Source organism: Roseivivax sp. CAU 1753 (assembly GCF_054482575.1).
Map to the genome: position 1 here is coordinate 479,039 of NZ_JBTLRF010000002.1, position 25,324 is coordinate 504,362.

The following is a 25,324-nucleotide window of genomic DNA, read 5'->3' on the forward strand; positions in this document are numbered from 1 at the left end:
TCGCGGCTGGAGTCCGCGGCGGGGGCCGCTGCCCCGCGTTGTCGGCGTGCCCTGGGGCCTGCGGGCGGTCGCGGCGGCCATCGCGGCCGGGGCGCGCTGATCGGTCCGCTTTTGCCCGGACCGCCGGAGGGCTATGGTCTGGCGATGATGGATTCGCTCGAATGGCATAGCGCGGTGGCCATGCTCGCCTGGCAGGTGGAGCTTGGGGTGACCGAGACGATCTCGGAGGTGCCGGTGGACCGGTTCGCCGCCGCCGAAACCGCCGTGGCCGAAAAGGCCGTACAGGCGAGCGTCGCCGTGGCGCAGGCCAGTGTCAGAGGCGCGCCGCCCGCCGCCGATCCCGTGGCCGAGGCCCGGGCCGCCGCCGCCGCGGCGCAGGATCTGGCCGGTCTCAAGGCGGCGCTGGCCGACTTTGATGGATGCGATCTGAAGCGCGGGGCGCAGACGCTCGTCTTCGCCGACGGTGATGCGAGCGCGCGGGTGATGATCGTGAGCGAGCCGCCGGGGCGCGACGAGGATCGTGCCGGGCGGCCTCTTGTGGGACCCGCGGGGCAGCTGCTCGACCGGATGCTGGCGGCGATCGGTCTGGACCGCGCCGCGCAGGGCCCGTCGGGCGCGTATCTGACCAGCGCGCTGCCGTGGCGTCCGCCGCAGAACCGCGCGCCCACCGCAGGCGAGATCGCCATGATGCTGCCCTTTCTTGAACGTCACGTGACCCTGGCCGCCCCGGATGTGCTGGTGGCGATGGGCAATGTCCCGGCGCAGGCCCTGCTCGGGCGGCGCGGGATCACCCGGCTGCGCGGTCATTGGGCCGAGGCCTGGGGCCGTCCGGTGCTGCCGATGCTGCATCCCGAATATCTGCTGCGCAATCCGGCGGCCAAGCGCGAGGCCTGGCACGACCTGCTGGATCTGCAGGCGAAACTGAAAGCGACCGCACCATGACCCGTATCGACACATCCCGCGCCTTCATGCCGGTGCGCATCGCCGTTCTGACGGTGTCGGACACCCGCACGCCCACCGACGACCGCTCGGGCGACACGCTGGTCGCCCGGCTCGAGGCGGCGGGGCATCTGCTGGCCGCGCGCGACATCGTGCGGGACGAGCGCGACGCCATCGCGGCGCAGTTGCGCGCCTGGTGCGCCGATCCGGCCATCGACGTGGTGATTTCGACCGGCGGCACCGGGCTGACCGGTCGGGACGTGACCGTCGAGGCGCATCGCGATGTCTACGAAAAGGAGATCGAGGCGTTCGGCACCGTTTTCACCCATGTCTCGATGGCCAAGATCGGCACCTCGGCGGTGCAGAGCCGGGCCACCGGCGGCGTCGCGCAGGGCACCTATCTGTTTGCGCTGCCCGGCAGCCCCGGCGCGTGCAAGGACGCCTGGGACGAGATCCTCGTGCTGCAGCTCGACTATCGCCACCGGCCCTGCAACTTCGTCGAGATCATGCCGCGTCTCGACGAACATCAGCGCCGCAAATAGCGCCCGGCCCCGACTTTTTTCGACCAATTCGCGCGGGATGGGCGTAACACAACGGTGAAGCTGCGCGCGCAGCCTTGGGAAAACGCGTGCGGCGGCTTATTTTCCAGACAAGGCGGGCTGTTGCCCGTCATGGATGATCGAGGTGACATGCGGTTTCTCAGACGCTCCCTGACCGGGCTGTTCCTGCTGGCGGCGACGCTGGGCCTCTTGGTCTATGCCGCCGCGCTGGTGCGCGGCGCGGTCGAGGCGCGGATGGCCGATGCGCCGCGCATGCCCGAGGGCCGGGAGCGGGTCTTCGCGGTCAACGTGGTCGAGGCGGTGCCGGGCACCGAAGTGCCGGTCCTGACCGCCTATGGCGCGGTGGAAAGTCGCCGCACGCTGGAGATCAGAACCGAGGCGGGCGGTCGCATCGTCGAACTGGCCCCCGGTTTCGACGAGGGCGGCGAGGTGGCGCAGGGCCAGCTGCTGGCGCGAATCGACCCGGCGGATGCCGAGGCGGCGCTGGAACGGGCGCGCTCGGCCCTGATGGATGCCGAGGCCGAGGCCCGCGACGGTCGCCGCGCCGTCGAACTGGCGCGCCAGAACCTTGCCGCCTCCGAGGAACAGGCGGACCTCTATGCCCGCGCCTTCACGCGGCAGCAGGACTTGCGGACCCGCGGCGTGGGATCGGCGACGGCGGCGGAGGCGGCGGAATTGCAGGCCTCGACGGCGCGCGCGGCGGTGATCCAGCGCCGCCAGACGCTGGCCGATACCGAGGCGCGTGTGTCGCAGGCCGAAACCGCCATCGCGCGGGCCCGCCTCGATGTCGCCGAAGCCGAGCGCCGGCTGGCCGCGACCGAGATCCGCGCGGGCTTTTCCGGTGTTCTAACCGGCGTCGGCGTGGTCGAGGGACGGCTCGTGTCGGCCAATGAGCAGATCGCGACCCTGATCGATGCCGACGCGCTCGACGTGGCGTTTCGCGTCTCGACTCAGGGCTTCGCGCAGCTGATCGACGATTCGGGCCGGGTGGTGCGGGCACCGGTGACCGCGACGCTGGATATCTACGGCACCGATCTGGTGGCCAATGGCGTGATCGACCGGGCCAGCCCGCAGGTCGCGGCAGGCGAAACCGGTCGTGTGATCTATGCCCGGCTTGATGCCGCGCGCGGTTTCCAGCCCGGCGATTTCGTGACGGTGCGGGTCGAGGAGGCCCCGGTCGCGAACGTGGTCCGTCTGCCCGCAACCGCGCTCGACGGCAACGATCAGGTGCTTCTGGTCGGGGCCGAGGACCGGCTCGAGGCGCTGGCGGTGACGGTGGTACGGCGACAGGGCGATGACGTGCTGGTCCGGGCCGACGGGCTGGCGGGACGCCAGGTGGTGGCCCAGCAGACGCCGCTTCTGGGCCCCGGGATCAAGGTGCGCGCACGCGGCGCGCCCTCGGCTGACGGCGACCCTGAGACGGACGCCATGGTCGAGATCACCGACGAACGCCGCGCCAGGTTGCGCGCCTTCATCGAAGCCAACGACCGCATGCCGGACGCCGCCAAGGCGCGCCTTCTGAGTCAGCTCGATGCGCCGAAGGTGCCTGCGGCCATGGTCGCGCGGATCGAAGCGCGGATCGGGGGATAGGGCCATGACACCGGACAAGCCCGCGCTATTCGGACTGTTCTCGCATTTCGTGCGGCACCGGACGCTGGCGAACCTGCTTTTGGTGCTGATGCTGGCGGCAGGCGCGCTGGCGCTGCCCAACATGCGGGCGCAGTTCTTTCCCGACGTGATCGTGGACGAGATCGACATCTCGGTGCGCTGGGACGGTGCCGGTGCCGAGGACATCGATCAGGCCATTGTGCAACGGCTGGAACCGGCGCTGCTCGCCGTGGAGGGGGTCGAGGCCAGCCGTGCGCGGTCGCGCGAAGGCTTTGCCGGTATCGCGCTGGAGTTCGAGCCCAACTGGGACATGAGCCGGGCCAGCAACGACGTGCGCCAGGCCATCGATGCGGTCAGCGACCTGCCCGAGGATGCCGACGAGGCCGAGATTTCGCGCTCAGCGTGGTTCGACCGGGTCACCGACGTGGTCATCACCGGTCCGATCGCTGCCGAACAGCTTGCCAATTACGCGGACCTCTTCGTCAACCGCCTGTTCGCGGCAGGGGTGACCAACACCACGATCCGCGGGCTGGCGGCACCGGAAACCATTGTCGAGGTGCCCTCGACCAACCTGATCGCCCATGACGTCACGCTGCGCGAGATCGCGGCGGCCATCGGTGCCGAGGTCGACGCGAACCCGGCAGGCGAGGTCGACGGGGCCAACGCCCGCGTGCGCACCGGCACCGAAAAGCGCGCCGCCGATGAGATCGAGGCCATCGTGCTGCGGTCGAACCCCGACGGCACCAAGCTGACCGTCGGCGACGTGGCGCGCATCCGCATCGAGGGCGTGACCCGCGAGCGGAGCTACTTCGTCGGCGAGAACCCGGCGATCTCGGTCCGGGTCGACCGCACCGCGCGGGGCGACGCCATCGGCATCCAGCGGCAGGTCGAGCAGATCGCGGCAGAGCTTCAGGCCGAGATGCCGGAAGGCGCGGGCATCGACCTGATCCGCACCCGGGCCGAGGCGATCTCGGGCAGGCTCGATATCCTTGTGGACAACGGGCTGATGGGTCTGGCGCTGGTGGTGGCGCTGTTGTTTCTGTTCCTCAACGCGCGGATCGCCTTCTGGGTCGCGGCGGGGATCCCGACGGCGATGCTGGCGGCGGTGGCGCTGATGTATGCGGCGGGCATCACCTTCAACATGATCTCGCTGTTTGCGCTGATCATCACGCTGGGCATCGTGGTCGACGATGCCATCGTGGTGGGTGAGCATGCCGATCATCTGGCGCGGCGCGGTTACGGCCCGGCGGAGGCGGCGGAACGCGCCGCGGCGCGTATGGCGTTGCCGGTGTTCTGTGCGACGCTGACCACGGTGATCGCGTTTTTCGGTCTCGTGGCGATCGGCGGGCGCTTCGGCGATCTGATCAAGGACATTCCCTTCACGGTGATCGCGGTGCTGATCGCGAGCCTTGTGGAGTGCTTCCTGATCCTGCCCAACCACATGCGGCACGCGCTGGCCCATGCGGACAAGCGGCACTGGTACGACGCGCCGTCGCGCGCGGTGAACCGGGTCTTTCGCTGGGTCCGGTCGCAGCTCTTCCGCCCTCTGATCGCGGGCGTCATCGCGGGCCGTTACGTGGTGATCGCGGGCGTGATCGCGATCCTGGCCAGCCAGGCGGCGCTGCTTGTTCGCGGCGACGTGCCCTGGCGCTTTTTCAACGCGCCCGAGCGGTCCTCGGTGACCGGCAACTTCGCCATGGCCCCCGGCGCCACCCGCGCCGACAGCTACGAGCAGATGCGGGCGATGCAATCGGCGGTTGCGGCGCTGGGCGCGGAATACGAACAGCGCTACGGGTTGAACCCGGTCGATTACGTGTTGTCCGAGATCGGCGGCAATTCGGGCCGTGGCCTTGCGGGCACCGACAGCAAGGAGCCGGACCAGCTCGGCTCGATCGCCATCGAGCTGATCGAGGCCGATCTGCGCCCCTATTCGTCGTTCCAGTTCGTCGGCGAATTGCAGGACCGGGTCGAGCAGCACCCGCTGGCCGAGACGGTCAGCTTTCGCGGCTGGCGGTCGGGGCCGGGGGGCGACGCGCTCGATGTGCAGTTCTACGGTGCCGATGCCGCCACGCTGAAGGCCGCGGCGGAAGACCTGAAAGCCGCGCTGGCGCGGTTTCCCGAAGTGTCCGCGCTTGAGGACGACCTGTCTTACGACAAGGAAGAGTTGATCCTCGATCTGACGCCGCAGGGCCGCGCGCTGGGATTTGACATCGCGGCGCTGGGCCAGACCCTGCGGGCGCGTCTTGGCGGTGTCGAGGCCGCGAATTACCCGGTCGGGCCGCGCTCTGCCACCATTCGGGTCGAGTTGCCGGAGGACGAGCTGACCGCGGATTTCCTGGAACGGATGCAGCTGCGCACTCCCGGCGGGGCCTATGTGGCGCTTGCCGATATCGTGCAGGTCGAACGGCGGTCCGGGTTCTCGACGGTGCGGCGCGAAAACGGCATCCGCCTGATCTCGGTCACCGGCGATCTGTCCGAGGATGACCCCGCGCGCGCCGCCGAGGTGGTGCAGGCCCTAGAGGACGAGATCCTGCCCGGCATCTCGGCCGAGCGGCAGGTGGATTACCGGCTGTCCGGCCTGTCCGAGCAGGAGGACGAATTCCTGTCCGATGCGGTGGTGGCGCTGATCATGGTGCTTCTGGGCATCTATCTGGTGCTGGCCTGGGTCTTTGCCAGCTGGTCGCGCCCGATGGTGGTGATGGCGATCATCCCCTTCGGCCTCGTGGGGACGATCTGGGGGCACAATTTCTGGGATGTTCCGATGAGCATGTTCACGGTCGTGGGCCTGCTGGGCATGACCGGGATCGTGATCAACGACTCCATCGTGCTGGTGACGACGATCGACGAATACGCGGCCGATCGCGGCATCCTGCCCGCGATTGTCGACGGGGCGGCAGATCGCCTGCGGCCCGTGCTGCTGACGACGCTGACGACGGTTCTGGGCCTGGCCCCGCTGCTCTACGAAGGGTCAAGCCAGGCGGAGTTCCTGAAGCCGACGGTGATCACGCTGGTCTACGGGCTGGGCTTCGGGATGGTGCTGGTGCTGCTCATCGTGCCTGCGCTTATCGCTGTCGGTGAGGATTTCGCCCGCGCCAGGGCCAGCGTGCAACGCGGCTTGCGGCACCGCGCCGGGGGGCTGAGACTGGCCCATCTCGCGGCGCTGACGGTCGTGCTGGGTTGGCTGGCGGTGACCATGGGCTGGGCCGCGGTGACCGGTGCGCTGCCGCCCGCATTGGCCGGGGTCTGGCCGATGGGCAGCGGGCTGAGCGCGGCGTTTGCGCTGTTTCTTGCCGGTGTCGCGGCGGCCTTGCTGCTGACCTATGCGATCCTCGCGACAATGCTGGGACTGCGTCGAAGGGCATGAAGGTCGCGGTCGGCGCCGGGTGTGGGGTCCGACGTGACAGGCACGGGGGCGTCATACCAAGTGCGTCAGATCCGGTGCGGCGACACCATCGCGGCGCGGCCCCAAGGGGGGTGCGGGCGCGATCTGCGGCGTTCGGACCATGTCGGCCCGATCTCTAACCGTTGCAGCCGTCCAGTTCGACCGCGTGACGACTGCCGAGAATGGTGAAGGTCAGCGCCCCGCGATCGAGCGCGAAGGGCTTTTTCTCCATGTGCACGATGCGCGTCGAGGCGACGAGCGTGCCGCCATCGCGCCGCGTTTCGGGATCGGCAACCCAGAGAAACGGATTTCCGGTCTCGACCACCACCTCTTCGCGGGGGCCCGCGGCGGGCATGGCGATCCGCGCAGTCAGGGACATCGCGCCGCCACCGGTGGGGGCAATTTCGCAGGTGACGGTGGCGCCGCCGATTTCGGTCGCGGTGAAGGGGCGGTCCGACATGGCGGCGGTGATCAGCGGATCGCGATTGGTGACGGCGGCGTCCAGACTGCCCGAGAAGCGCAGGTTGTGCGGCATGCAGATGTCCTTGCAGACGCCAAGCTGCATATCGCCCTCAAGACGCACGTCGCCCGCCGCTTTCGGCCGCACGAGCAGCGGCAACACCACTTCGTTGGTGTATCCGATCGACCGCATCCCGCCCTGATCGAACACGTCCGGTCGCGGCCAGATGATCGACACGCCCGCAAGGTTGCCTGACCCGCGCCAGCCAAACTCGGGCGGGATGCCCGCATCGCCCGGCGCCCGCCAATAGGTCTTCCAGCCGGGTGCCAGCGTCAGGTGCAACGCGGCGACATGGGTGCCGTCGGGTTGCCGCCAGCCGGGGCGCAACTCGGCCCTGATCACGTTGGCGAAATCCTGCGCGGCGGCAGGGGCCGACGCGACAGGCAGCAAGAGTGCGGCGGCACAGACAAGAAGGATACGTTTGATCATGTCTTGTCTCTGCCCTGTCGATGGCCAAATGGGAAGTCACGTCTCGGCGAACGGATTGACATATCGCCGTGCTTGCGCCGCCCCGGCGGGGTCGGCATTGTGCACGAAATACGAAAGAGTCGGATGCCCACAGACACTCCCAAAGCCTCCCGCGCAGACCCCGGCTCGACGGATCTGACCGGACGCATGCTGATCGCGATGCCGGGCATGGGCGATCCGCGTTTCGATCACGCGGTGATCTTCCTGTGCTCGCATTCGGAAGATGGCGCGATGGGCCTCATTCTCAACAAGGCGGCTCCGGGGCTCAGCATCAGCGGGCTCTTGCAGCAGCTCGACATCGCGCAGGAGGGCAGCCTGCCGTTCGAGCCGGTGTTTTTCGGCGGGCCGGTCGAGACCGGGCGCGGCTTCGTGCTGCACAGCGCGGAATTTCACTCGGACGTGGCGACGCTCAAAGTCGACGATGACTTCGCCATGACCGCGACGCTCGACATCCTCGAAGAGATCGCGGCGGGTGACGGGCCGGTCCGGCGGCGCATGTGTCTCGGCTATTCGGGCTGGGGGCCGGGCCAGCTCGAGCACGAGTTGCAGCAGAACGGCTGGCTGGTCTGCGATGCCGATACGGACCTGGTCTTCGAGACCAAGGAGGGCAACATGTGGGAACAGGCGCTGGCCCGGCTGGGCGTCTCGGCGCTGATGTTGTCCGCCGAGGGCGGGCAGGCCTGACGCTCAGCGCGGCGCGGCTGCCCGGCTCAGCCGGTCGTTGATCGCGATGCCAAGACCGCGATGCGGCACCGGGGCCACGGCGATCACGTCGCGGCCCAGATCGTCCAGCGCGTGCAGATGCGCAAACAGGTTGGCGGCGGCCTCGGCAAGGTCTTCGGTCTCTGACAGGTTCAGATCGCAGGGCATCCGGCCGAACCCGAGCCGCGCCTCGCCGTCGCGCCAATCGGTCGCGTTCAGCCGCATCGCGGCGCGGGGCGCGTAATGCGACGGCGTCTGGCCAGGGGCCGAGATCGCCTCGGCGTCATGCCGGGTGAACACCCGCTGCCCGAGCGTCCGGGCCAGCGCGTCGGTGCCGATGCTGCCGGGGCGCATCAGCGTCGGCTTGCCGGTCAGGCCGATGATCGACGATTCCAGCCCGACCTCGGATGGCCCGCCGGACACCACCGCGTCGATGCGCCCGTCGAGACTGGAAAGCACGTGTTCGGCGCGGGTCGGGCTGATCAGACCGGACCGGTTTGCCGACGGGGCCGCGATTCCGCCGCCGAATGCCCGCAAAAGCTGCCGGGCCACCGGATGCGCGGGCATGCGCAGCGCCACCGAGGGCAGCCCCGCCGTCACCAGTTTCGACAGCGCCGCACCGTCGCGCAGGGGCAGCACCATGGTCAGCGGGCCGGGCCAGTAGGCATCGGCCAGTGCCGCGGCCTCATCGGACCAGGCCGCCAGCGCCTGTGCCTGGGCCAGATCGGCCACGTGGGTGATCAGCGGGTTGAAGCTGGGCCGTCCCTTGGCCGCGTAGATGCGGGCCACGGCCCGGTCCGACGCCGCGTCCGCCCCCAGCCCGTAGACCGTTTCGGTCGGGAAGGCGACGAGCCCGCCCGCGCGCCATATTTCAACGGCCCGCGCGATATCGGCATCGCCCAGCGTAAGACGTTCGGTCATCGCGCTTTCCGCCCTTTTCGTGACGCCGCGTTTCGGTTGCCCGTTCGGACCGCGCGGGACACCCTGTCGCACGGCACGGACACCCGCTTGGGATATCAGGCGGCTCGTAAGTGAACCGAAGCTGTTTGCCAAGACGTCGACGAGGAGGCCCCCATGCCCTATTCCGCACCTGTTTCCGATTTCCGTTTTCTGTTCGACCATGTGGTCGACCTGTCCCGCGTGACCGGGCACGACCTCTTTGCGGAAGCCACCCCCGACGTGATCGAGGCGATCCTGACCGAGGCCGGCAAGCTGTGCGATGAGGTGGTGGCCCCGACAAGACGCGCGGGCGACACCCACCCGGCGCGGCTCGAGAATGGTGTCGTGCGCACCTCGCCGGGTTTCAAGGAGGCGTATCAGGCCATCGCCGAGGGCGGCTGGGTGGCGATCGCCGCATCGCCCGACCATGGTGGCATGGGCCTGCCGCAAAGCATGGCCACGGCGGTCAACGACATGCTGTCGGGCGCAAACCTGTCGCTGCAGCTTTGCCCGCTGCTGAGCCAGGGCCAGATCGACGCCATCGAGGCGCACGGCTCGGACGAGATCAAGCAGATGTACCTGCCCCGGCTGATCTCGGGCGAATGGACCGGCACGATGAACCTGACCGAACCGCAGGCCGGGTCCGATGTGGGCGCGGTGCGGTCGAAGGCCGAACCCAACGGCGACGGGTCTTTCGCGGTCACGGGCCAGAAGATCTACATCACCTGGGGCGACCACGACGTCGCCGAGAACGTCTGCCACCTGGTCCTCGCGCGGCTGCCCGACGCGCCTGCCGGGACCAAGGGGCTGAGCCTGTTCCTGGTACCGAAGTTCATTCCCAATGACGACGGCACCCTGGGCGACGCCAACAGCCTGCGGGTCGTGTCGCTTGAAGAAAAGATGGGCATTCACGGCTCGCCGACGGCGGTGATGCAATATGACGGCGCGACCGGCTGGCTTGTCGGTGCGGAAGGGGCCGGAATGAAGGCGATGTTCACCATGATGAACAATGCCCGTCTCGGCGTCGGCGCGCAGGGCGTCGGCATCGCCGAGGGTGCGTATCAGCATGCGCTGGCCTACGCCATGGACCGCACCCAGGGGCAATCGCGGATCGAAGGGGCCACCGGCGCCATTGTCGATCACGCCGATGTGCGTCGGATGCTGGCCTCGATGAAGGCCGACATCTATGCCGCGCGTGCCATCGCGCTGGCCTGCGGCGTTGCCATCGACATGGCCCGCGCCACCGGCGAGCCCGACTGGCAGGCGCGTGCGGCGCTGTTGACCCCGATCGCCAAGGCGTTCGGCACCGAGGTCGGCATGCGCGTCGCCAACGAGGGCGTGCAGGTCCATGGCGGCATGGGCTTCGTCGAGGAAACCGGCGCGGCGCAATTTCTGCGCGACGTGCGCGTCACCCCGATCTACGAGGGCACCAACGGTATCCAGGCGATGGACCTTGTCGGGCGCAAGATGATGGATGGCGGCGAGGCGGCCTTTGCCCTTCTGGACGAGATCGAGGAGACGGCCGAGACCGCGCGCGCCAACCTGCCCGACCTGGCAGAGCCGGTCTGGCAGGCCACCGAAACCCTGCGCGAGGCGGTCGAATGGCTGGTGGCGGAGCCGGACATGAACGCCCGTTTCGCAGGCTCGGTGCCGTTTCTGATGGCGTTTGCCCGGGTTCTGGGCGGATACTACCACCTGCGCGCCGCGATGGCCGAACCGGGCGGCAGCCGCGCGCGTCTGGCACGGTTCTACATCACCCGGATGCTGCCCGAGCATGTCGGCCTGCTGGCCCATGCGCGCAGCGGGTCCGACGATCTCTATGCGATCACGCCCGACGATCTGGCCGCATGAGCGCGCAGGCAACCGGGATCCGCTATCCCTGGGCCGAGCCGCCCGCGGAAGGCGCGGCGACCGAGGTCGCGCCCGGTGTGCTCTGGCTGCGGTTGCCGCTGCCGATGAAGCTCGATCACGTCAACGTCTATGCGCTGGACGATGGCGACGGCTGGACGGTGGTCGATACCGGCATGTATTCGCGGCGCTCCGTGAAGATCTGGGAAGGCCTGCTGGATGGGCCGCTCGGCGGCAAGCCGGTGACCCGCGTGCTGCTGACCCATCATCACCCCGATCACGTCGGCATGGCGGGCTGGTTCCGCAAGGTGCACGGGGCCGAGATCGTCACCACCCGCACCGCGATGCTGATGGCGCGGATGCTGACGCTCGATGAACAGGCGCTGCCCCCGCCCGAGACGCTGGAATTCTGGCGGCGCTGCGGCATGGACGCGCGCATCTACGCCGAGCGCGCGGCGGGCCGTCCGTTCAATTTTGCCGACATGGTGCACCCCTTGCCACTGGGCTACCGGCGCATCCGGCAGGGCGACAGCTTTCGCGCGGGCGGGCGCGACTGGGATGTGCATATCGGCAACGGGCACGCGCCGGAACATGCAACGCTGTGGTCGCGCGACGACGACCTGGTGCTGGCGGGCGACCAGATCCTGGCCTCGATCAGTTCGAATATCGGGGTCTATGCCACCGAACCCGAGGCCGACCCGGTCGCGGACTGGATCGAAGCGTGCGAACGGCTGCGGACGCTGGCGCGGCCCGAACACCTGGTGCTTGGCGGCCACAAGCTGCCCTTCACGGGACTCTCGACGCGGCTGCGGCAACTGATCGACAATCATCATGGTGCGCTCAGGCGGCTGCACGCCCACATGGACACGCCCAAATCCGCGACCGAGTGCTTTGCGCCGCTGTTCATGCGCCGCATCGGCGATTCGGAATACGGTCTCGCCATGGTCGAGGCGATGGCCCATTGCCTGCACCTGTGGCATGACGGGCGGGCGGAACGCACCCTTGGCGACGACGAAGCGTGGCTCTTCCGTGCCATTTGATCCGGTGATGGACAAAAGTGGGTTTCGAAGCGGGTGACACCGGATCATAAATCAGATAATTCGCGCCGAACCTTATTCCCGGGAAGGACAGGACCATGGCTGAGCACAAACACGGCGAAATGGACATCACTACGCACGAAAAGACCTTCGAAGGCTTCGTCACCCTGGTCACACGCATTGTCATTGTGATCCTCGTGGCTGTTGTGCTGCTTGCGATCTTCAACGGCTAGGCGTCCCGGTGGGAGCAGTCGGTTGGACCGCAGCATGAGATCAAGACTTCGCGCAGGAATCGTCGCGGTTCTGGCGTCGCTGACGCTGGCGGGCTGTAGCATCGGGCAGATCGGCGAGGTCGACGCCTCGCCGCAGGAGGTCGCGCAGGCGGCCTATCGCCATGACGGCCCCCCCGCGATCACGCTCTACACGATGGTGTCGAACAATTCGGGGGCCGGGGCCCATTCGAGCCTGATGATCAACGGGTCCGAACGGATCATCTTCGACCCGGCGGGCACCGTGCGCCACACGCGGGTCCCCGAACGCGGCGACGTGCTTTATGGCGTCACCCCCGAAATCGCCCGCTTCTATGAACTTGCTCACGCGCGCGAGACGTTTCACGTGGTGGTCCAGCGCATCGAGGTCAGCCCCGCCGTGGCCGAGCAGGCGCTGCAACTTGCCAAGACCAACGGGCGTGTCGGTTCGGCCTTCTGCACCAACGCCACCTCGGGGCTGTTGCGCAAGCTGCCGGGGTTTGAACACATCGGCCAGACGTTCTTTCCGCTGAACCTCGCGGACCAGGTGGGCGAGATGCCGGGCGTCGTGACGCGGCGTGTCTACGACGATGACGGCGACGACAAATCCGAGGCGATCGAGGCCTTTTCGGTCACGAACTAGGCGCGGCGGCGTCTTGCGCGCCGCCCCCGGCTCATCCCCAGAAATACAGACCGACACCCAGCGTCGCGGCCCCGACCAGCATCGCGGACAGCACGTTTTTGGTGTAGAACGCGACGGCCAGCGTCAGTAGTCCGGCGGTAAAGCGCACCGGCTCAAAGCTGTTGCCCGTGGCGCTTGGCCAGACCACCAGCGGCGCGATCAGCGCGGGCAGGATCGCCACGGCGGTATACCGCAGGTGTCGCAGCAGCCATGGCGGCAGCGGCCGGTCGCCGACCAGCCCGAGAAACACGAAGCGCAGCGCGAAACTGCCGATGCCAAGGCCGATGATCACGGTCCAGAGGGGGGCTGTATCGATCATGAGAACGGCTCCACGCCCAGGCGGCGTTCGGTTTCGGCCCCGGCGATCATGCCCGCGACGCCGCCGACCAGCAGGCCGAGGTTGAACGGCATCCACGAAAACAGCAGCGAGAAGATCACCGCGACCAGCGCGGCGGCCAGGTGCGCCCGGGTCCGCAACATCGGCCCGACCATCGCCAGAAACGCCACCGGCAGCGCGAAGTCGAGCCCGAACCCGGTCGAGATCGATCCGCCCAGCATCGCCCCGGCAAGCGTCGCGAGGTACCAGATCGGACAGATCGGGGTGACCACGCCGAGGAAATAGGCAAAGCGCTGGGCCGGGGTCTGGTCGGGCCGGTTTTCATAGTCCAGCGCGGCGCAAGCATAGACCTGATCGACAAGGAAATAGGCCGCGACCGCGCGTTTCCAGACCGGCAGCGTTCCGAGATAAGGCGTGAGCGACGCAGAATACATTGCCATCCGCAGGTTGATCGCCAGCGCCGAGGCCAGCACGATCAGGGTCGGTGCCTCGTCCTGCAGAAGCTGCAGCGCGGTGAACTGCGCGGCACCCGCGATCACCACCACCGAAAAGGACAGCGCCTCGAAGACCGACAGCCCCGCCTCGGTCGCGAGCACCCCGAACAGCAGGCCGAAGGGGATGATCACCAGAAGGAACGGCAAGCCGTCCCGAAACCCGCGCCGATAACTTGACTTTGCGTCCTGAGAGGCCATCACTCTGCCCTGACATCCTGTTTGCCATACCGGCCTTATGCCCGCGCAAAGGAAAGTGCAATTGCCCGACCCCGCAGCCAAGACCGCCACCACCGCGCCCTATCTCATCGCCCCGAACCCTGCCCGCGCGGGTCTGACGCGGGCGGTGACCGGCACCGATCAGACCGGCGCCGAGGTGACCATCTCGGTGGTCGAGGAACGTCCGCTGACGATCTACCTCAACGGGCAGGAAATCGTCACCGCGATGACCATCGGGGATTATCCCGACTACCTCGCGGTGGGGTTCCTGCGCAATCAGGGCATGCTGGCAGACAACGAGACCATCACCGCCATCGACTTCGACGAAGAGCTTGACACCGTGGTGGTGCGCACCGCCTCCGCCACCAGCTTCGAGGAAAAGATGAAGAAGAAGACCCGCACCTCGGGATGTGCTGTGGGCACGGTCTTCGGCGACATGATGGAGGGGCTCGAGGGGCTGGTCCTGCCCGCGGTCGAGGTACGATCCTCGTGGCTTTACCGGCTGGCGCATGTGATCAACACCACGCCGTCGCTGTATCTCGAGGCAGGTGCGATCCATGGCACGGTGCTGTGCCAGGGCGACCGGCCGCTGGTCTACATGGAGGATGTCGGGCGTCACAACGCGGTCGACAAGATCGCGGGCTGGATGTTTCTGGAAGGCGTCGGCGCGGCGGACAAGATCCTGTATACCACCGGGCGGCTGACCTCGGAGATGGTGATCAAGACGGCGCTGATGGGCATTCCGGTGCTGGCCTCGCGGTCCGGGTTCACCGCATGGGGTGTCGAGATCGCCAATCAGGTCGGGCTGACCTGCATCGGGCGGATGCGGGGCAAGCGGTTCACGTGCCTGTCCGGTGCCGAACGGCTGGTGCGCGATGTCGACCCCGACAGCGTGCCCGACGAAGACCGCAAGGCGCGGCGAAAGAGCGCGACGTGACCGTGTCGTACGACATCTCCGGGCAGCGTGGGGCCTGCCGGTCGCCGTCCGCGCGGCGGGGGGCGGATCGGTGGGCCATGCGGTCCACGACAGGTCGGGGCCGCTTCGGGTGGCCGGGGGCGTCATGGGCATGAGCGCGCCTCTGGGGGTCATCCTTGCCGGCGGGCTCGCCCGGCGCATGGGCGGCGGCGACAAGGGCTTGCGCGACCTCGGCGGGCGCAGTCTTCTGGCCCATGTCATCGACAGGCTCGCGCCGCAGACCCGGGCGATGGCGATCAATGCCAATGGCGATCCCGCGCGGTTCGAGGCGTATGGCCTGCCGGTCCTGCCCGACAGCGTGCCCGGTTTCCCCGGACCTCTCGCGGGCGTTCTGGCCGGTCTCGACTGGGCGGCGGCGCAAGGCGCGGACCGGATCGTGACCGTTGCCGCCGACACGCCTTTCTTTCCGCGCGATCTGGTGGCCCGGCTGACCGGCGAGGCCGCGGGCATGGATCCTCCCCTGGTGCTGGCCGCGACGCCGGATCCCGACCGGGGGCGGGTGCGCCACCCGACCTTCGGCCTCTGGCCCGTCGCGCTGCGCGAGGACCTGCGGCAGGCGCTGGGCGCAGGCACGCGCAAGGTCGTACTCTGGACCGATGGCCATGGCGGGCGAGAGGCGCTGTTCGAGGGGCCGAACGATCCGTTCTTCAACGTCAATGCTCCCGAGGACCTGATCCGCGCGGAGGCGCTGCTGCCATGAAGCATTACGGCGTCACCGGCTGGAAGAATTCCGGCAAGACCGGCCTGATGGAACGGCTGGTGACCGAGATCACCGGGCGCGGCTTTTCCGTTTCGACGATCAAGCACGCCCATCACAGCTTCGATGTCGACCAGAAAGGCCGCGACAGTCATCGCCACCGCGAAGCGGGCGCATCCGAAGTGCTGCTCGCCTCGCGCAACCGCATCGCGCTGATGACAGAGTTGCGCGGTGCCGAAGAGCCGACGCTGGCAGCGTTGTTGCCGCGTCTCGCGCCGGTCGATCTGGTCCTGATCGAGGGCTACAAGCGGGACCGGCATCCCAAGATCGAAGCGCACCGGGCCGCGACCGGTCAGCCCCTGATCGCGCCTGGAGATGCGACGATCCGGGCCGTGGCTTCGGATTCCGCGTTGACCCTGGACCGACCGGTCTTCGATCTGGATGACACGGTTGCGATTGCCGATTTCATCCTTGCCGAGGTAGGTTTGTGACGGGCTTTCACAGTTTTGCAATTGTCGACTGGTCCGGCGGCAATGACCGAGGGGCCACGCCGAAAGCCGATGCGATCTGGATCGGGCTGGTGCGGGACGGCATCTCGCAAGAACCGATCTATTGCCGTTCCCGCGCCTTCGCCGAAGAGCGACTGGCGGCCCTGATCGCGGACGAGACGTCGGCGGGGCGGCGGCTTTTTCTGGGCGTCGATTTTCCCTTCGGCTATCCGGAGGGCTTTGCCGAGGCCTTGACCGGGCGGGCCGATCCCTTCGCGCTCTGGGCGTGGTTTGCGGCGCGGGTCCAGGATGGCCCCCGGGCCAACAGCCGGTTCGACCTGGCCGGCGAGATCAACCGGAAGTTCGGCGGGCAGGGGCCGTTCTGGGCCAATGGTCTCAAGCGTGACATCGACGGGTTGCCCCGAACCAAGTCCGACTACAGCAACCCCTTCCCGGACCGCCGCGCCTGCGAGCGGAAAGCCAGGGGCGCCTTCACCTGCTGGCAGATGGCGGGGGCAGGCGCCGTGGGATCGCAGGTCGTGATGGGCCTGCCGGTGCTGGAGCGTCTGCGGCGCCGCTTCGACGTCGCCGTCTGGCCGTTCGAGCCGCCGGACCGACCGGTGGCGATGGTCGAGGTCTGGCCGTCGCTGATCGCCGAGGCGGTGGCCGCACGACGGCACGAAGGCGAGGTCAAGGACCGCGCGCAGGTGCGGGTGCTTGCCGAGGCCGTGGCAGCGCTGCCCCCCGAGGCTCTGGCGCGGATGCTGGCGGTCTCGGCACCGGAAGAAGGATGGATCTTCGGCCTCGGCCATGAGGCCGCCTTGCGTCAGGCGGCCACATCCGGGGTTTCGGAAGGGCTGAAGCCGCCGCCGCTGCGCGACGATTGCTTCGCGCTGCCCGCCGGGATCGACTGGACGCCGGTGGACGACGCGCTGGCGCTGTTGCGGAACGGGTTGGCGCCGGTGACCGGCGTTGAGGATGTCGATCTTTTCGCAGCCGACGGGCGGGTGCTCGGGGCCGATCTCCATGCGCTGCGATCCAACCCGCCGCATCCGAACAGCGCCGTCGACGGCTACGGATTTGCCGCCGCCGGGCAGGGGGCCGGCGATGTCGTGCTGCCGCTTGTCGCGGGGCGCGCCGCCGCCGGGGTGCCCTATGGCGCAGAGGTGCCGCCTGGGCATGCGGTGCGGGTCCTGACCGGGGCGGATCTGCCGCGTGGCGTCGATACCGTGGTGCTGGACGAGGACTGCGCGGTCGATGCGGTCCGGGTCGCCTTTCGTGGCGGCATCAGGCGCGGGGCCAATACCCGCAAGGCGGGCGAAGACGTGGCTGCGGGCGACGTGGCGCTGCGCGCCGGGGTCCGGCTCGGGCCGCCGGAGCTGGCCCTCGCGGCTGCGGTCGGACATGGCCAGCTTCGCGTGCGCAAGGCGCTGCGCGTCGCCGTCCTCTCGACGGGGGACGAATTGTGCGAGCCGGGAACGCAAGCGGGCCCGGGGGGGATATACGATGCAAACCGGCCGATGCTGCTGAGCCTTGCGGCGCGCTGGGGCTACGTGCCGGTCGACCTGGGCCGCGTGGCCGACGATCGAGCGACGCTGCGCGCGGCGTTTGACCGGGCCGCGACGGAGGCGGATGTGATCCTGACATCGGGCGGCGCGTCTGCTGGCGACGAGGATCACGTGTCCGCCCTGCTGCGGTCGGCGGGGGCGATGCAGGAATGGCGGATCGCGCTGAAGCCGGGTCGTCCGCTGGCGCTGGGGCTTTGGCAGGGGGTGCCGGTCTTCGGTCTGCCGGGAAACCCGGTCGCGGCCTTCGTCTGTGCGCTGATCTTCGCGCGCCCGGCAATGTCGGTGCTGGCCGGTGCGGGATGGATCGCGCCGCAGGGCTTCGATGTGCCCGCGGGGTTTTCCAAGCGCAAGAAGCCGGGACGGCGGGAATACCTGCGGGCGCGGCTGCGCGACGGTCGCGCGCAGGTTTTCGCCTCTGAGGGATCGGGGCGGGTGTCGGGACTGTCCTGGGCCGAGGGGCTGGTGGCGCTGGACGAGGGCGCACGCGACATCGCCCCCGGCGACATGGTGCGCTTTCTGCCCTACGCCGCGTTCGGGCTTTGACGCGCGATCCTGCCCGCGACCGGGCGACGGATCCGCGTGGCGCGACCCGGGGCCATCGACCGGCAGCCGTCATTGCCACGATGTCTGTCCGGTCAGCGCAGCTTTTGCGCCGCCCGATGAATGTGCCCCCGATCGAAGCGCCTGACAGGTGATGGCAGGTCGCCGACCGGAGGCATCGTTGTCAATCCGTGTCCTGTTCCAGACCGATTCCGGCGGGAACACGCGTCACCCCGAAAGCCTGCCGCGGTTGCACCGCACCGAGCCTCCGGGGATCTTCACGGGAGTTACTCAGCCGCTGCCAGCGTCAGCGACGCAAGGCCAAGGGCCAGGTTCACGCCTTTCACGCCTTCCACGCTGACCGGCTGAAGGCCGATCTGTTTCTGCGAACCGCCGACCAGCGCGTTTGCGCCCAGCCCGATACCCAGCGATGCGCCCGCCGAGACACCGACATAGGTTCCTGCCAGTGCGTGCTCTCCGGGCTTGTTGTCCGCCGTCGTGAACACGATCCAGGTCATGTAGCTCTTCTCGGTCAAGCCGATGTCCAGACCCAGCTTGTCCATCTGACCGGCGTATTTTTCGGTCGTGCCGTCGCGGTTTTCGAAATTGCAGGTCACCGCCTTGGAAGACCCGAGGAACATGCCCCAACCGCCTTCGATCTCGCAATCGAGCTTGCCGATATTCTGACCGCCGACTTCGGTGGCAGGCTTCACGGTTGCCATCTTGTCCTCGATCGTCTGCTGAGCGACAGCCGGGATCGAGATCAGGGCAACCAGTGCGCTGGCAACGGTGAGTTTCAAATTGTTCATGGTAATCTCCTTGGATTGAGATCGGGGCGGACGAGGTCGAACAGTCACCCGATCGATTTGGCGACGTTTCCTTTCGGTGGCGCACCAGTACCTGTGTCAAAAATAGGTACGGTGGAGAGATGATGAAAATTCAAAATAATTGTGGTTGAAGCGATAATTGCTCATTGATCAGGAAATCGCTGTTTCCGGGGGGCTTACGCATCCGCGCGGCGTGTCGGGCGCGGGCGCCGGGACGATATGTTGCGAAATTGCACCACATGGCGGCGCATGGCCACGCCGTCCATACCCCATCGCGCGGCGCCGTGTCGCGCAAGAAAACCGCCCTGCGAAAGCGTCGCGTGTCGCACGCCACGGTTGAATCGCTGGTCATTTGCCGGACCGGCAAGCGCCCCGATCGCCCCGCCCGGCGTCGCGGGCACCGCGCGGGAATCCGGCTGACAGGAGGCGCGGCAAGTCCATGCCGGCCATCCGCTTCGCCGCGTCGCAACTTGTCTCGGACATCCGCGAAATATTGGTAAGATGCCCGTCAGGCGACCAGGCCGACGCCAGTCTGTTCGCGGAAAATCGGTTTCGGCGAGGCACCCAACGCAAGGAGTTCATTTGAATGATTGATGACGACACTCTGGCGGCCCCGCCAGAAATCCCGGACCCCGAGGAAGACGCAAAACCGGTGCGCACGCAGGTCAAGGCGGCGGTCGATGCGCGCGATGCAGAGGTGCTATCGGCGCTGCTGGATCCGCTGGCCCCCTCGGCCGCGCTGCGCCAGTTGCTGCTGCTGGATGCCGAGGACCGGGATATTCTGCTGTCACTGGTGCCTCTGTCGCTGGCCGCGGATCTGATCGTCGAAGCGCCGCTTCAGGCCGCGACCGATCTGGTCGAACGGATGACCATGGATCGCGCAGCCGAGGTGCTGAACGAACTGAACTCGGACCTGCAGGCCGATATCATCGGCAACCTCGATCCCGAAGCGGCGCACGCGATCCTGTCGCGGCTGCATCCGGATGACGCAGCCGATGTCCGGCGGCTGGCGGAATACGAGGACGGCACAGCGGGCGGCCTGATGGCGGCCGAGGCGTTCAAGTTCCTCGGGACGGCAACGGTGGGTTCGGTGTTGCGCAGCATCGTGTCCGACGAGGTCGATTACGAACGCTATCGCGGGCAACACCCATACGTGGTCGATGCCGAGGACCGTCCGGTCGGTGTGGTTTCGCTGCGTGGGCTGCTGACCTCGAACCGCAGCGCGCCGCTGTCGACGATCATGGCGCCGCTGGTCACGGTCGGCGTCGATACGACGCTGGATGCGCTGGAAGACATGTTCGACGAGTACAACTTCTTTGGGCTTCCGGTCGTCGAGGCTGACGGACGGCTGGTCGGCGTTGTGTCGCGCTCGGCCGTGCATGACGCGTCGCTGCAGCGGTCCCAGAGCGAAAGCCTGAAACGGCAGGGTGTGGTGGGCGATGAACTGCGCTCGATGCCCACATGGCTGCGGTCGCGTCGCAGGCTCGCGTGGCTGTCGGCGAATATCGTCCTCAACATCATCGCCGCATCGGTCATCTCGGCCTACGAGGAAACCCTTGCGGCGGTCATCGCCATCGCCGTCTTTCTGCCAATGGTCTCGGACATGTCCGGTTGCTCCGGCAATCAGGCGGTCGGAGTGACGATGCGCGAACTGGCGCTGGGCATCGTGCAACCCAAGGACGCGTTCCGGGTATGGCGCAAGGAGGCGACCATCGGGGTCATCAACGGTATCGCGCTTGGTATCCTGATCGGACTTGTCGCCTGGGCCTGGAAGGGCAACCCGTGGCTGGGCCTGGTCATCGGCAGCGCCCTTGCCGCCAACACGTTGCTGGCGGTGTCGATTGGCGGCGTCGTGCCTTTGCTGCTGAAAAAACTGGGCCAGGATCCAGCGGCAGCCTCGGGGCCGCTGTTGACGACAATCACGGATATGGCCGGTTTCTTTCTCGTTCTCAGTCTGGCGAGCCTGATGATGCCCCTGCTGCTGTAAGTTCGAAACGCTGCCCTGACGCCGACGCGCGACGCGTCAGGGCAGGCTCGGCCGCAGTCGATCTTGAATTAGGGAATTCAGAAACACTGGGGTATCGATTTGAAACATGACTGAAACGCTGGCCGAGCACGGAGACCCGCAATGGACATTGCCCTGATCCGAACCTTCCTCGAAGTCGCGGCAACCGGGTCCTTCGTGAATGCCAGCGAACGGCTTTTCGTCACGCAATCCGCTGTCAGCCTGCGGGTGCTCCGCCTTGAGACCGCGCTGGGCAAGCCGCTGTTCACGCGCTCGAAGGCGGGGGCCGAACTGACACCGGCAGGTCGCGCGTTCGAGCGCTACGCCCTGTCCATGATAAAGCTGTGGGAGGAGGCCCGTCAGCAGGTCGGCGTCCCCGAAGGCTTCACCAAGTCGCTGACGATCGGCGCGCAATATTCGCTTTGGCCCCGGCTCGGATTCAGGTGGATCGACCAGCTTCAGTCTGACCTGCCGTCGCTGAGCGTGCGGGCCGAGCTTGGGATGCCCGATCGCATCACGCGTTTTCTGATCGAAGGCATCGTTCAGGTCGGGCTGATGTACACGCCGCAACTCAGACCCGGCCTGACCGCATCCCCGGTGATGAATGAAGAACTGGTTCTTGCCGCGTCGTTCAAGGCAACTCTGGACGATGTTGCCGACCATTACGTGTTCGTCGACTGGGGTCCGGAATTTGTCCATGCCCATGCCAAGGAACTTCCCGAACTGACCAACGCGGGCTTGACCCTGTCACTGGGGGCGATGGCGGCAGATTACATCGTGAACCGACGAAAAGCCGCCTACCTGCCGGCGCGATATATCAAGAAATACCTGGAAGAGGGGCAATTGCACCTTGTCCCAGATGCGCCGGTTTTCCCGTATCCGGTCTGGTCGGTCTGGCGCGATGATCTCGACGAAGAGATCAGGACCACCGCCGAAGCGGCACTTGTTGCGGTAAAGTCACAGATCGAAACCGAACAGGATTCCGTTCGGGCCGACCTGGTCGAGTTGAGCATGGGTGATGCCTTGGAAGTGCTTGGGAAGGCGTCACTTCCTTTCACATGATTTTATATCGTTTCATTGCTAAATAAAATGAATGTTGCTCTTTTTAAGTGCATAATTAGATGTCGTTCCAGCAGAATTGCTCCCGCTCTTTAAGGACGGGCCATTCATTGTTGAAAGGACAACCAATGAAAACTGTAACCAGATTCGACGTGGGCGTGATCGCTCTGATCGCCGCGCTGTCGGCAACTTCCGTCTCTGCGCAAACGCTGGTCGGTCGAAGCACTGTCGCGGGCGACCTCAACGAAGACCTGATCGATGCCATCGAAGACGATGCCGAGCGCGAGCTTGACCGTTTTGGCAACGAAGGCCGCCCGCAAGGATTTTCCGGCTCGGCCGCGCTGCGCGCCATTGCATCTACCGGCAACACTGAAAGCGTTGATGTCGGCATCGGTACGGACATGAACTATGTGTTCGGCCCGAACGGTATCGAATTGCAGCTGAACTACGCTTACGGCGAAGACGATGGCACCAAGACTGAAGAAAGCCTGTTCTACGGTCTTGAGTATACCCGCGACTTCACCCCGGTAACGTTCGGCTTTGCCAAGGTGCAGGGGTCCGTCGACGAATTCTCGGATTTCGAAACCGACACTTTCGTCAGCTTCGGTGCCGGCTATCGCATCTTCAACGATGCCACCCGTCAATGGTCGGTTCAGGCCGGACCGGGCTACCGGTTCTCGAAACTTTCAGACGTATCCAAAGGCGACATTAGCGAAGGTGCTGTCGGCCTCAGCTCGGACTACGCACACAAGCTGTCTGACACGGTCTTCGTGACCAATGACACCGATGTGATCTGGTCGGAATCCGACACCGGGGTATTCAATGACCTCGCCCTGACCGTGTCCATGACAGATGCGCTGGCAGTGCGGACCAGCGTTCTGACAGAGCACCATTCTCAGGCTGCCGTCGGCGCGAAGCACACGGACAATACCATCGGTGTGTCGCTGGTCTATTCGTTCAAATAAACTGTTGGCCGACACCTCATGTGGCCTTGGGGGCAGAGAAATCTGCCCCCCTTTTTGTGCCTGCGCACAGTACCGGCTAACTGGAATTGCGGCACCCGACATAGGCATCTGCCGCAAACAGGTCGTCAGTCGAAGGTGCCTGCGACGCGGCCCAGCAGCATGAAGGCGCGGGCGGTGCGGGTGTTGGCCAGATCCGAGATGTCCGCGTCCGACGCGTCGGGTTCGAACCGGGCGAGCCCCTTGTCGAAAAGCCGCAGGAAATGGTGCGCGGCATCGCGGAAAATCGGGTCTTCCTTCATCCGGGAATTGGTCAGCGCCAGCGATGACCGGTCGCGAATGCCGCCCAATGCCGCCGTGGCGCGGCCCCTCTCGCCCTGGGCGAAGCGCCGCCACAACTCGGGGCGGGCCATGTCGGGCCGCAGATCGTCCATGTAGATGCCGTCCTGGCTGAGCAGCGTCAGCACGTCCTGGCTGGCCTGCACAAGTTGCGCCGCGGTGCGGTGTTTCAGCGCCCGGCGCAGGGCGGCAAACCCGGCCTCGTCCTCGGCGGTTTCGGGGAAGTTGAGGGCGCGGATCAGGTCGGCATTGGCCAGCGGCGGGCTCAGCGCTTCGGACGGGGTGCCCAGGGCCAGCGCGGGCTGGTCTCCGGGTGCGGGTTCCGGCTCGGCCCGCCGCGCGGCGATACCGTCGCGGGCGCGGGTCGAGACGAACATCGCCAGCGCGGTCTCGGCCTTTTTCTGGGTCGCCGCGATTTCGTCGAGTTTGCGGGTAATGGTCGCACCGGTTTCCTTCGAGGCGTCACGGGACTGGGCGACATAGGCGCGGCGCAGCGCATCGACCGCGGTCTCGAGGCGCTGGGCCTCGCGACGCATGACGCGGGTGGCGCGCATCGCCAGCGCCGCGACCCAGATCATCACCACCGGCAGGAAGACCACCATCAGCGTCAGCACGAAGCGCAGCCCGTCCTCTCCGCCAATTCCGGCGAACAGGAAGAAACCCGCGGCGGTGACCAGCCAGACCAGACTGATGACAGCGGCGGTCAACTCGATGCTGGTCACGCCCGGACCGTCACGTTCGGGATAGACACCAAGCGGTGTCGGGCGGCTTTCTTTGGGGTCGGCCATGGCGGCCCTCTCCGGGGTCAGACGAATGAGATCGACAGGATTTCGTAGCTCTTTTCACCGCCGGGGGTACGGACCTCGACGCTGTCGCCTTCTTCCTTGCCGATCAGCGCGCGTGCAATGGGCGATTTCACGTTAAGCAGACCCTTTTCGATGCTGGCCTCGTGTTCGCCGACAATCTGCCAGGTCTTTTCCTCTTCGGTGTCCTCGTCGACCAGCTTGACCGTCGCGCCGAACTTGACCGCGCCGGACAGGGTCTTGGGGTCGATCACCTCGGCCAGGCCGATGACGGCCTCCAGTTCCTTGATGCGGCCCTCGATGAAGCCCTGCTTTTCCCGCGCCGAGTGGTATTCGGCGTTTTCCTTGAGATCCCCGAGCTCGCGCGCTTCGGCGATGGCCTGGATCACCGCCGGACGCTCGATCGACTTGAGCTTTTTCAGTTCGGTCTCGAGCGCGGTATGTCCCGCGCGGGTCATCAGGAACTTTTCCATAAGTCATGGTCCAACAGAATGGCACGGGCCGCGCGAGGCGGCCCGTTTGGTCACTGCGGAACGTGGCCCGAGACGCGGGCCAATGCAAGGGGGTCAGTCCTGAAATGCCTGCGCACCGGCAAGCATCTGCACGGCACCATCGGCAAGCTTGCCGATATCCGCGACCGCCGGGCCTTGTCGCGCCGGGCATGGCCTGATCGCGCCCGCGCCGCCGCCGGTGCCCCGGGGGGATAGGTCGCCCGGTCGGTGGCGGACGTCGGTGGCGGGCGTTGTCTGTCCCTTCCCGGATCGACGCCGCGCCGGGACGTGGTTGATCGGGCCGGGCGCGCAATTTGCGGGCAAGGACCGGTTCCGGGCGGCGCTGCGCGGCACTCGACGCCGTGTCACAATTGACCGCCCCGCACGGGGGGCTTTATGTCGGGGGAGGTTTTGACATCGGAAGGCCGCCCGAGGCCTCAAAGGGAGAGACATGAGCGAGAACCAGCGCGAAGCCATGGATTATGACGTCGTGATTGTGGGGGCGGGTCCTGCGGGTCTGTCGGCGGCGATCCGTCTCAAGCAGCTTGATGCCGATTGCCAGGTGGTTGTGCTCGAGAAGGGCTCGGAG

The 25,324-nt window shown here is 67.0% G+C and carries 24 protein-coding genes; 17 read left to right on the forward strand and 7 right to left on the reverse strand.

The window, feature by feature from the left end; genetic code table 11:
• Positions 1 to 147: 147 nt before the first annotated feature.
• From ACXYMN_RS07270 to ACXYMN_RS07285, 4 genes are all read left to right on the forward strand, one after another.
• Positions 148 to 942, forward strand: coding sequence for a uracil-DNA glycosylase (locus ACXYMN_RS07270; RefSeq protein ID WP_459012901.1), 795 nt, complete (start codon positions 148 to 150; stop codon positions 940 to 942).
• On the forward strand, positions 939 to 1,481 hold the full coding sequence (gene moaB / locus ACXYMN_RS07275) for a molybdenum cofactor biosynthesis protein B (protein WP_459012858.1): 543 nt from the start codon (positions 939 to 941) through the stop codon (positions 1,479 to 1,481). The genes ACXYMN_RS07270 and moaB overlap by 4 nt, the downstream gene beginning before the upstream one ends.
• A 147-nt stretch (positions 1,482 to 1,628) precedes the next feature.
• On the forward strand, positions 1,629 to 3,089 hold the full coding sequence (locus ACXYMN_RS07280) for an efflux RND transporter periplasmic adaptor subunit (protein ID WP_459012859.1): 1,461 nt from the start codon (positions 1,629 to 1,631) through the stop codon (positions 3,087 to 3,089).
• A gap of 4 nt (positions 3,090 to 3,093) precedes the next feature.
• A complete protein-coding gene (locus ACXYMN_RS07285) occupies positions 3,094 to 6,471 on the forward strand; it encodes an efflux RND transporter permease subunit (RefSeq protein ID WP_459012860.1) in 3,378 nt (1,125 codons plus the stop codon).
• A gap of 154 nt (positions 6,472 to 6,625) precedes the next feature.
• On the opposite strand, the gene ACXYMN_RS07290 is transcribed toward ACXYMN_RS07285, so the two are convergent.
• Positions 6,626 to 7,438 (reverse strand): protein-disulfide reductase DsbD domain-containing protein, encoded by an 813-nt coding sequence (locus tag ACXYMN_RS07290; RefSeq protein ID WP_459012861.1) that lies wholly within the window; start codon positions 7,436 to 7,438, stop codon positions 6,626 to 6,628.
• Between the two features lie 123 nt (positions 7,439 to 7,561).
• Here ACXYMN_RS07290 and ACXYMN_RS07295 point away from each other — a divergent pair, with 123 nt between their 5' ends.
• Positions 7,562 to 8,161: a YqgE/AlgH family protein gene (locus ACXYMN_RS07295; protein WP_459012862.1), complete on the forward strand. Its 600-nt coding sequence runs from the start codon at positions 7,562 to 7,564 to the stop codon at positions 8,159 to 8,161.
• A gap of 3 nt (positions 8,162 to 8,164) precedes the next feature.
• Here the strand turns inward: ACXYMN_RS07295 and ACXYMN_RS07300 are convergent, their stop codons facing one another.
• Positions 8,165 to 9,100 carry an L-threonylcarbamoyladenylate synthase gene (locus ACXYMN_RS07300; protein WP_459012863.1) on the reverse strand — a complete coding sequence of 312 codons (936 nt, stop codon included), beginning with the start codon at positions 9,098 to 9,100 and terminating at the stop codon, positions 8,165 to 8,167.
• Positions 9,101 to 9,253: 153 nt separating this feature from the next.
• On the opposite strand from ACXYMN_RS07300, the gene ACXYMN_RS07305 reads away from it, so the two are divergent.
• From ACXYMN_RS07305 to ACXYMN_RS07320, 4 genes are all read left to right on the forward strand, one after another.
• Positions 9,254 to 10,969 (forward strand): acyl-CoA dehydrogenase, encoded by a 1,716-nt coding sequence (locus ACXYMN_RS07305; RefSeq protein ID WP_459012864.1) that lies wholly within the window; start codon positions 9,254 to 9,256, stop codon positions 10,967 to 10,969.
• On the forward strand, positions 10,966 to 12,006 hold the full coding sequence (locus ACXYMN_RS07310) for an MBL fold metallo-hydrolase (protein WP_459012865.1): 1,041 nt from the start codon (positions 10,966 to 10,968) through the stop codon (positions 12,004 to 12,006). Before ACXYMN_RS07305 ends, ACXYMN_RS07310 begins: the two co-directional genes overlap by 4 nt.
• A gap of 95 nt (positions 12,007 to 12,101) precedes the next feature.
• The gene (locus ACXYMN_RS07315; RefSeq protein WP_459012866.1) at positions 12,102 to 12,236 is read left to right on the forward strand and encodes an aa3-type cytochrome c oxidase subunit IV; all 135 of its coding nucleotides are present in this window, start codon (positions 12,102 to 12,104) and stop codon (positions 12,234 to 12,236) included.
• 34 nt (positions 12,237 to 12,270) lie between these two features.
• Positions 12,271 to 12,894 carry a hypothetical protein gene (locus tag ACXYMN_RS07320; protein WP_459012867.1) on the forward strand — a complete coding sequence of 208 codons (624 nt, stop codon included), beginning with the start codon at positions 12,271 to 12,273 and terminating at the stop codon, positions 12,892 to 12,894.
• 31 nt (positions 12,895 to 12,925) lie between these two features.
• Here ACXYMN_RS07320 and ACXYMN_RS07325 read toward each other — a convergent pair whose 3' ends face one another.
• Positions 12,926 to 13,252: an AzlD domain-containing protein gene (locus ACXYMN_RS07325; RefSeq protein ID WP_459012868.1), complete on the reverse strand. Its 327-nt coding sequence runs from the start codon at positions 13,250 to 13,252 to the stop codon at positions 12,926 to 12,928.
• Positions 13,249 to 13,962: an AzlC family ABC transporter permease gene (locus tag ACXYMN_RS07330; RefSeq protein WP_459012869.1), complete on the reverse strand. Its 714-nt coding sequence runs from the start codon at positions 13,960 to 13,962 to the stop codon at positions 13,249 to 13,251. Before ACXYMN_RS07330 ends, ACXYMN_RS07325 begins: the two co-directional genes overlap by 4 nt.
• Positions 13,963 to 14,023: 61 nt before the next feature.
• Between ACXYMN_RS07330 and ACXYMN_RS07335 the strand changes: the two genes are divergently transcribed.
• The 4 genes from ACXYMN_RS07335 to ACXYMN_RS07350 all read left to right on the forward strand — a co-directional run bounded on the left by ACXYMN_RS07335 (position 14,024) and on the right by ACXYMN_RS07350 (position 18,252).
• Complete coding sequence (locus tag ACXYMN_RS07335; RefSeq protein WP_459012870.1) at positions 14,024 to 14,917, forward strand: formate dehydrogenase accessory sulfurtransferase FdhD; 894 nt, start codon at positions 14,024 to 14,026, stop codon at positions 14,915 to 14,917.
• 130 nt (positions 14,918 to 15,047) lie between these two features.
• Positions 15,048 to 15,656 carry a molybdenum cofactor guanylyltransferase MobA gene (mobA, locus tag ACXYMN_RS07340; RefSeq protein WP_459012871.1) on the forward strand — a complete coding sequence of 203 codons (609 nt, stop codon included), beginning with the start codon at positions 15,048 to 15,050 and terminating at the stop codon, positions 15,654 to 15,656.
• Positions 15,653 to 16,144, forward strand: coding sequence for a molybdopterin-guanine dinucleotide biosynthesis protein B (mobB, locus tag ACXYMN_RS07345; protein ID WP_459012872.1), 492 nt, complete (start codon positions 15,653 to 15,655; stop codon positions 16,142 to 16,144). The genes mobA and mobB overlap by 4 nt, the downstream gene beginning before the upstream one ends.
• Positions 16,141 to 18,252, forward strand: coding sequence for a molybdopterin-binding protein (locus ACXYMN_RS07350; RefSeq protein ID WP_459012873.1), 2,112 nt, complete (start codon positions 16,141 to 16,143; stop codon positions 18,250 to 18,252). Before mobB ends, ACXYMN_RS07350 begins: the two co-directional genes overlap by 4 nt.
• A gap of 284 nt (positions 18,253 to 18,536) precedes the next feature.
• Here the strand turns inward: ACXYMN_RS07350 and ACXYMN_RS07355 are convergent, their stop codons facing one another.
• Positions 18,537 to 19,058 (reverse strand): DUF992 domain-containing protein, encoded by a 522-nt coding sequence (locus ACXYMN_RS07355; protein WP_459012874.1) that lies wholly within the window; start codon positions 19,056 to 19,058, stop codon positions 18,537 to 18,539.
• Between the two features lie 604 nt (positions 19,059 to 19,662).
• Here ACXYMN_RS07355 and ACXYMN_RS07360 point away from each other — a divergent pair.
• The 3 genes from ACXYMN_RS07360 (at position 19,663) to ACXYMN_RS07370 (ending at position 23,105) form a co-directional block, all read left to right on the forward strand.
• Positions 19,663 to 21,063: a magnesium transporter gene (locus ACXYMN_RS07360; protein ID WP_459012875.1), complete on the forward strand. Its 1,401-nt coding sequence runs from the start codon at positions 19,663 to 19,665 to the stop codon at positions 21,061 to 21,063.
• Positions 21,064 to 21,204: 141 nt separating this feature from the next.
• On the forward strand, positions 21,205 to 22,143 hold the full coding sequence (locus tag ACXYMN_RS07365) for a LysR family transcriptional regulator (RefSeq protein WP_459012876.1): 939 nt from the start codon (positions 21,205 to 21,207) through the stop codon (positions 22,141 to 22,143).
• Positions 22,144 to 22,268: 125 nt separating this feature from the next.
• Entirely contained in the window at positions 22,269 to 23,105 is an 837-nt protein-coding gene (locus ACXYMN_RS07370) for a DUF481 domain-containing protein (RefSeq protein ID WP_459012877.1), read from the forward strand.
• 125 nt (positions 23,106 to 23,230) lie between these two features.
• On the opposite strand, the gene ACXYMN_RS07375 is transcribed toward ACXYMN_RS07370, so the two are convergent.
• Together ACXYMN_RS07375 and greA are read right to left on the reverse strand one after the other, a co-directional pair.
• Entirely contained in the window at positions 23,231 to 24,229 is a 999-nt protein-coding gene (locus tag ACXYMN_RS07375) for a hypothetical protein (protein WP_459012878.1), read from the reverse strand.
• A 17-nt stretch (positions 24,230 to 24,246) separates the two neighbouring features.
• A complete protein-coding gene (gene greA, locus ACXYMN_RS07380) occupies positions 24,247 to 24,717 on the reverse strand; it encodes a transcription elongation factor GreA (RefSeq protein ID WP_459012879.1) in 471 nt (156 codons plus the stop codon).
• Positions 24,718 to 25,186: 469 nt separating this feature from the next.
• Between greA and ACXYMN_RS07385 the strand changes: the two genes are divergently transcribed.
• The coding region (locus ACXYMN_RS07385; protein WP_459012903.1) for an FAD-dependent oxidoreductase at positions 25,187 to 25,324 on the forward strand (138 nt) is incomplete at its 3' end.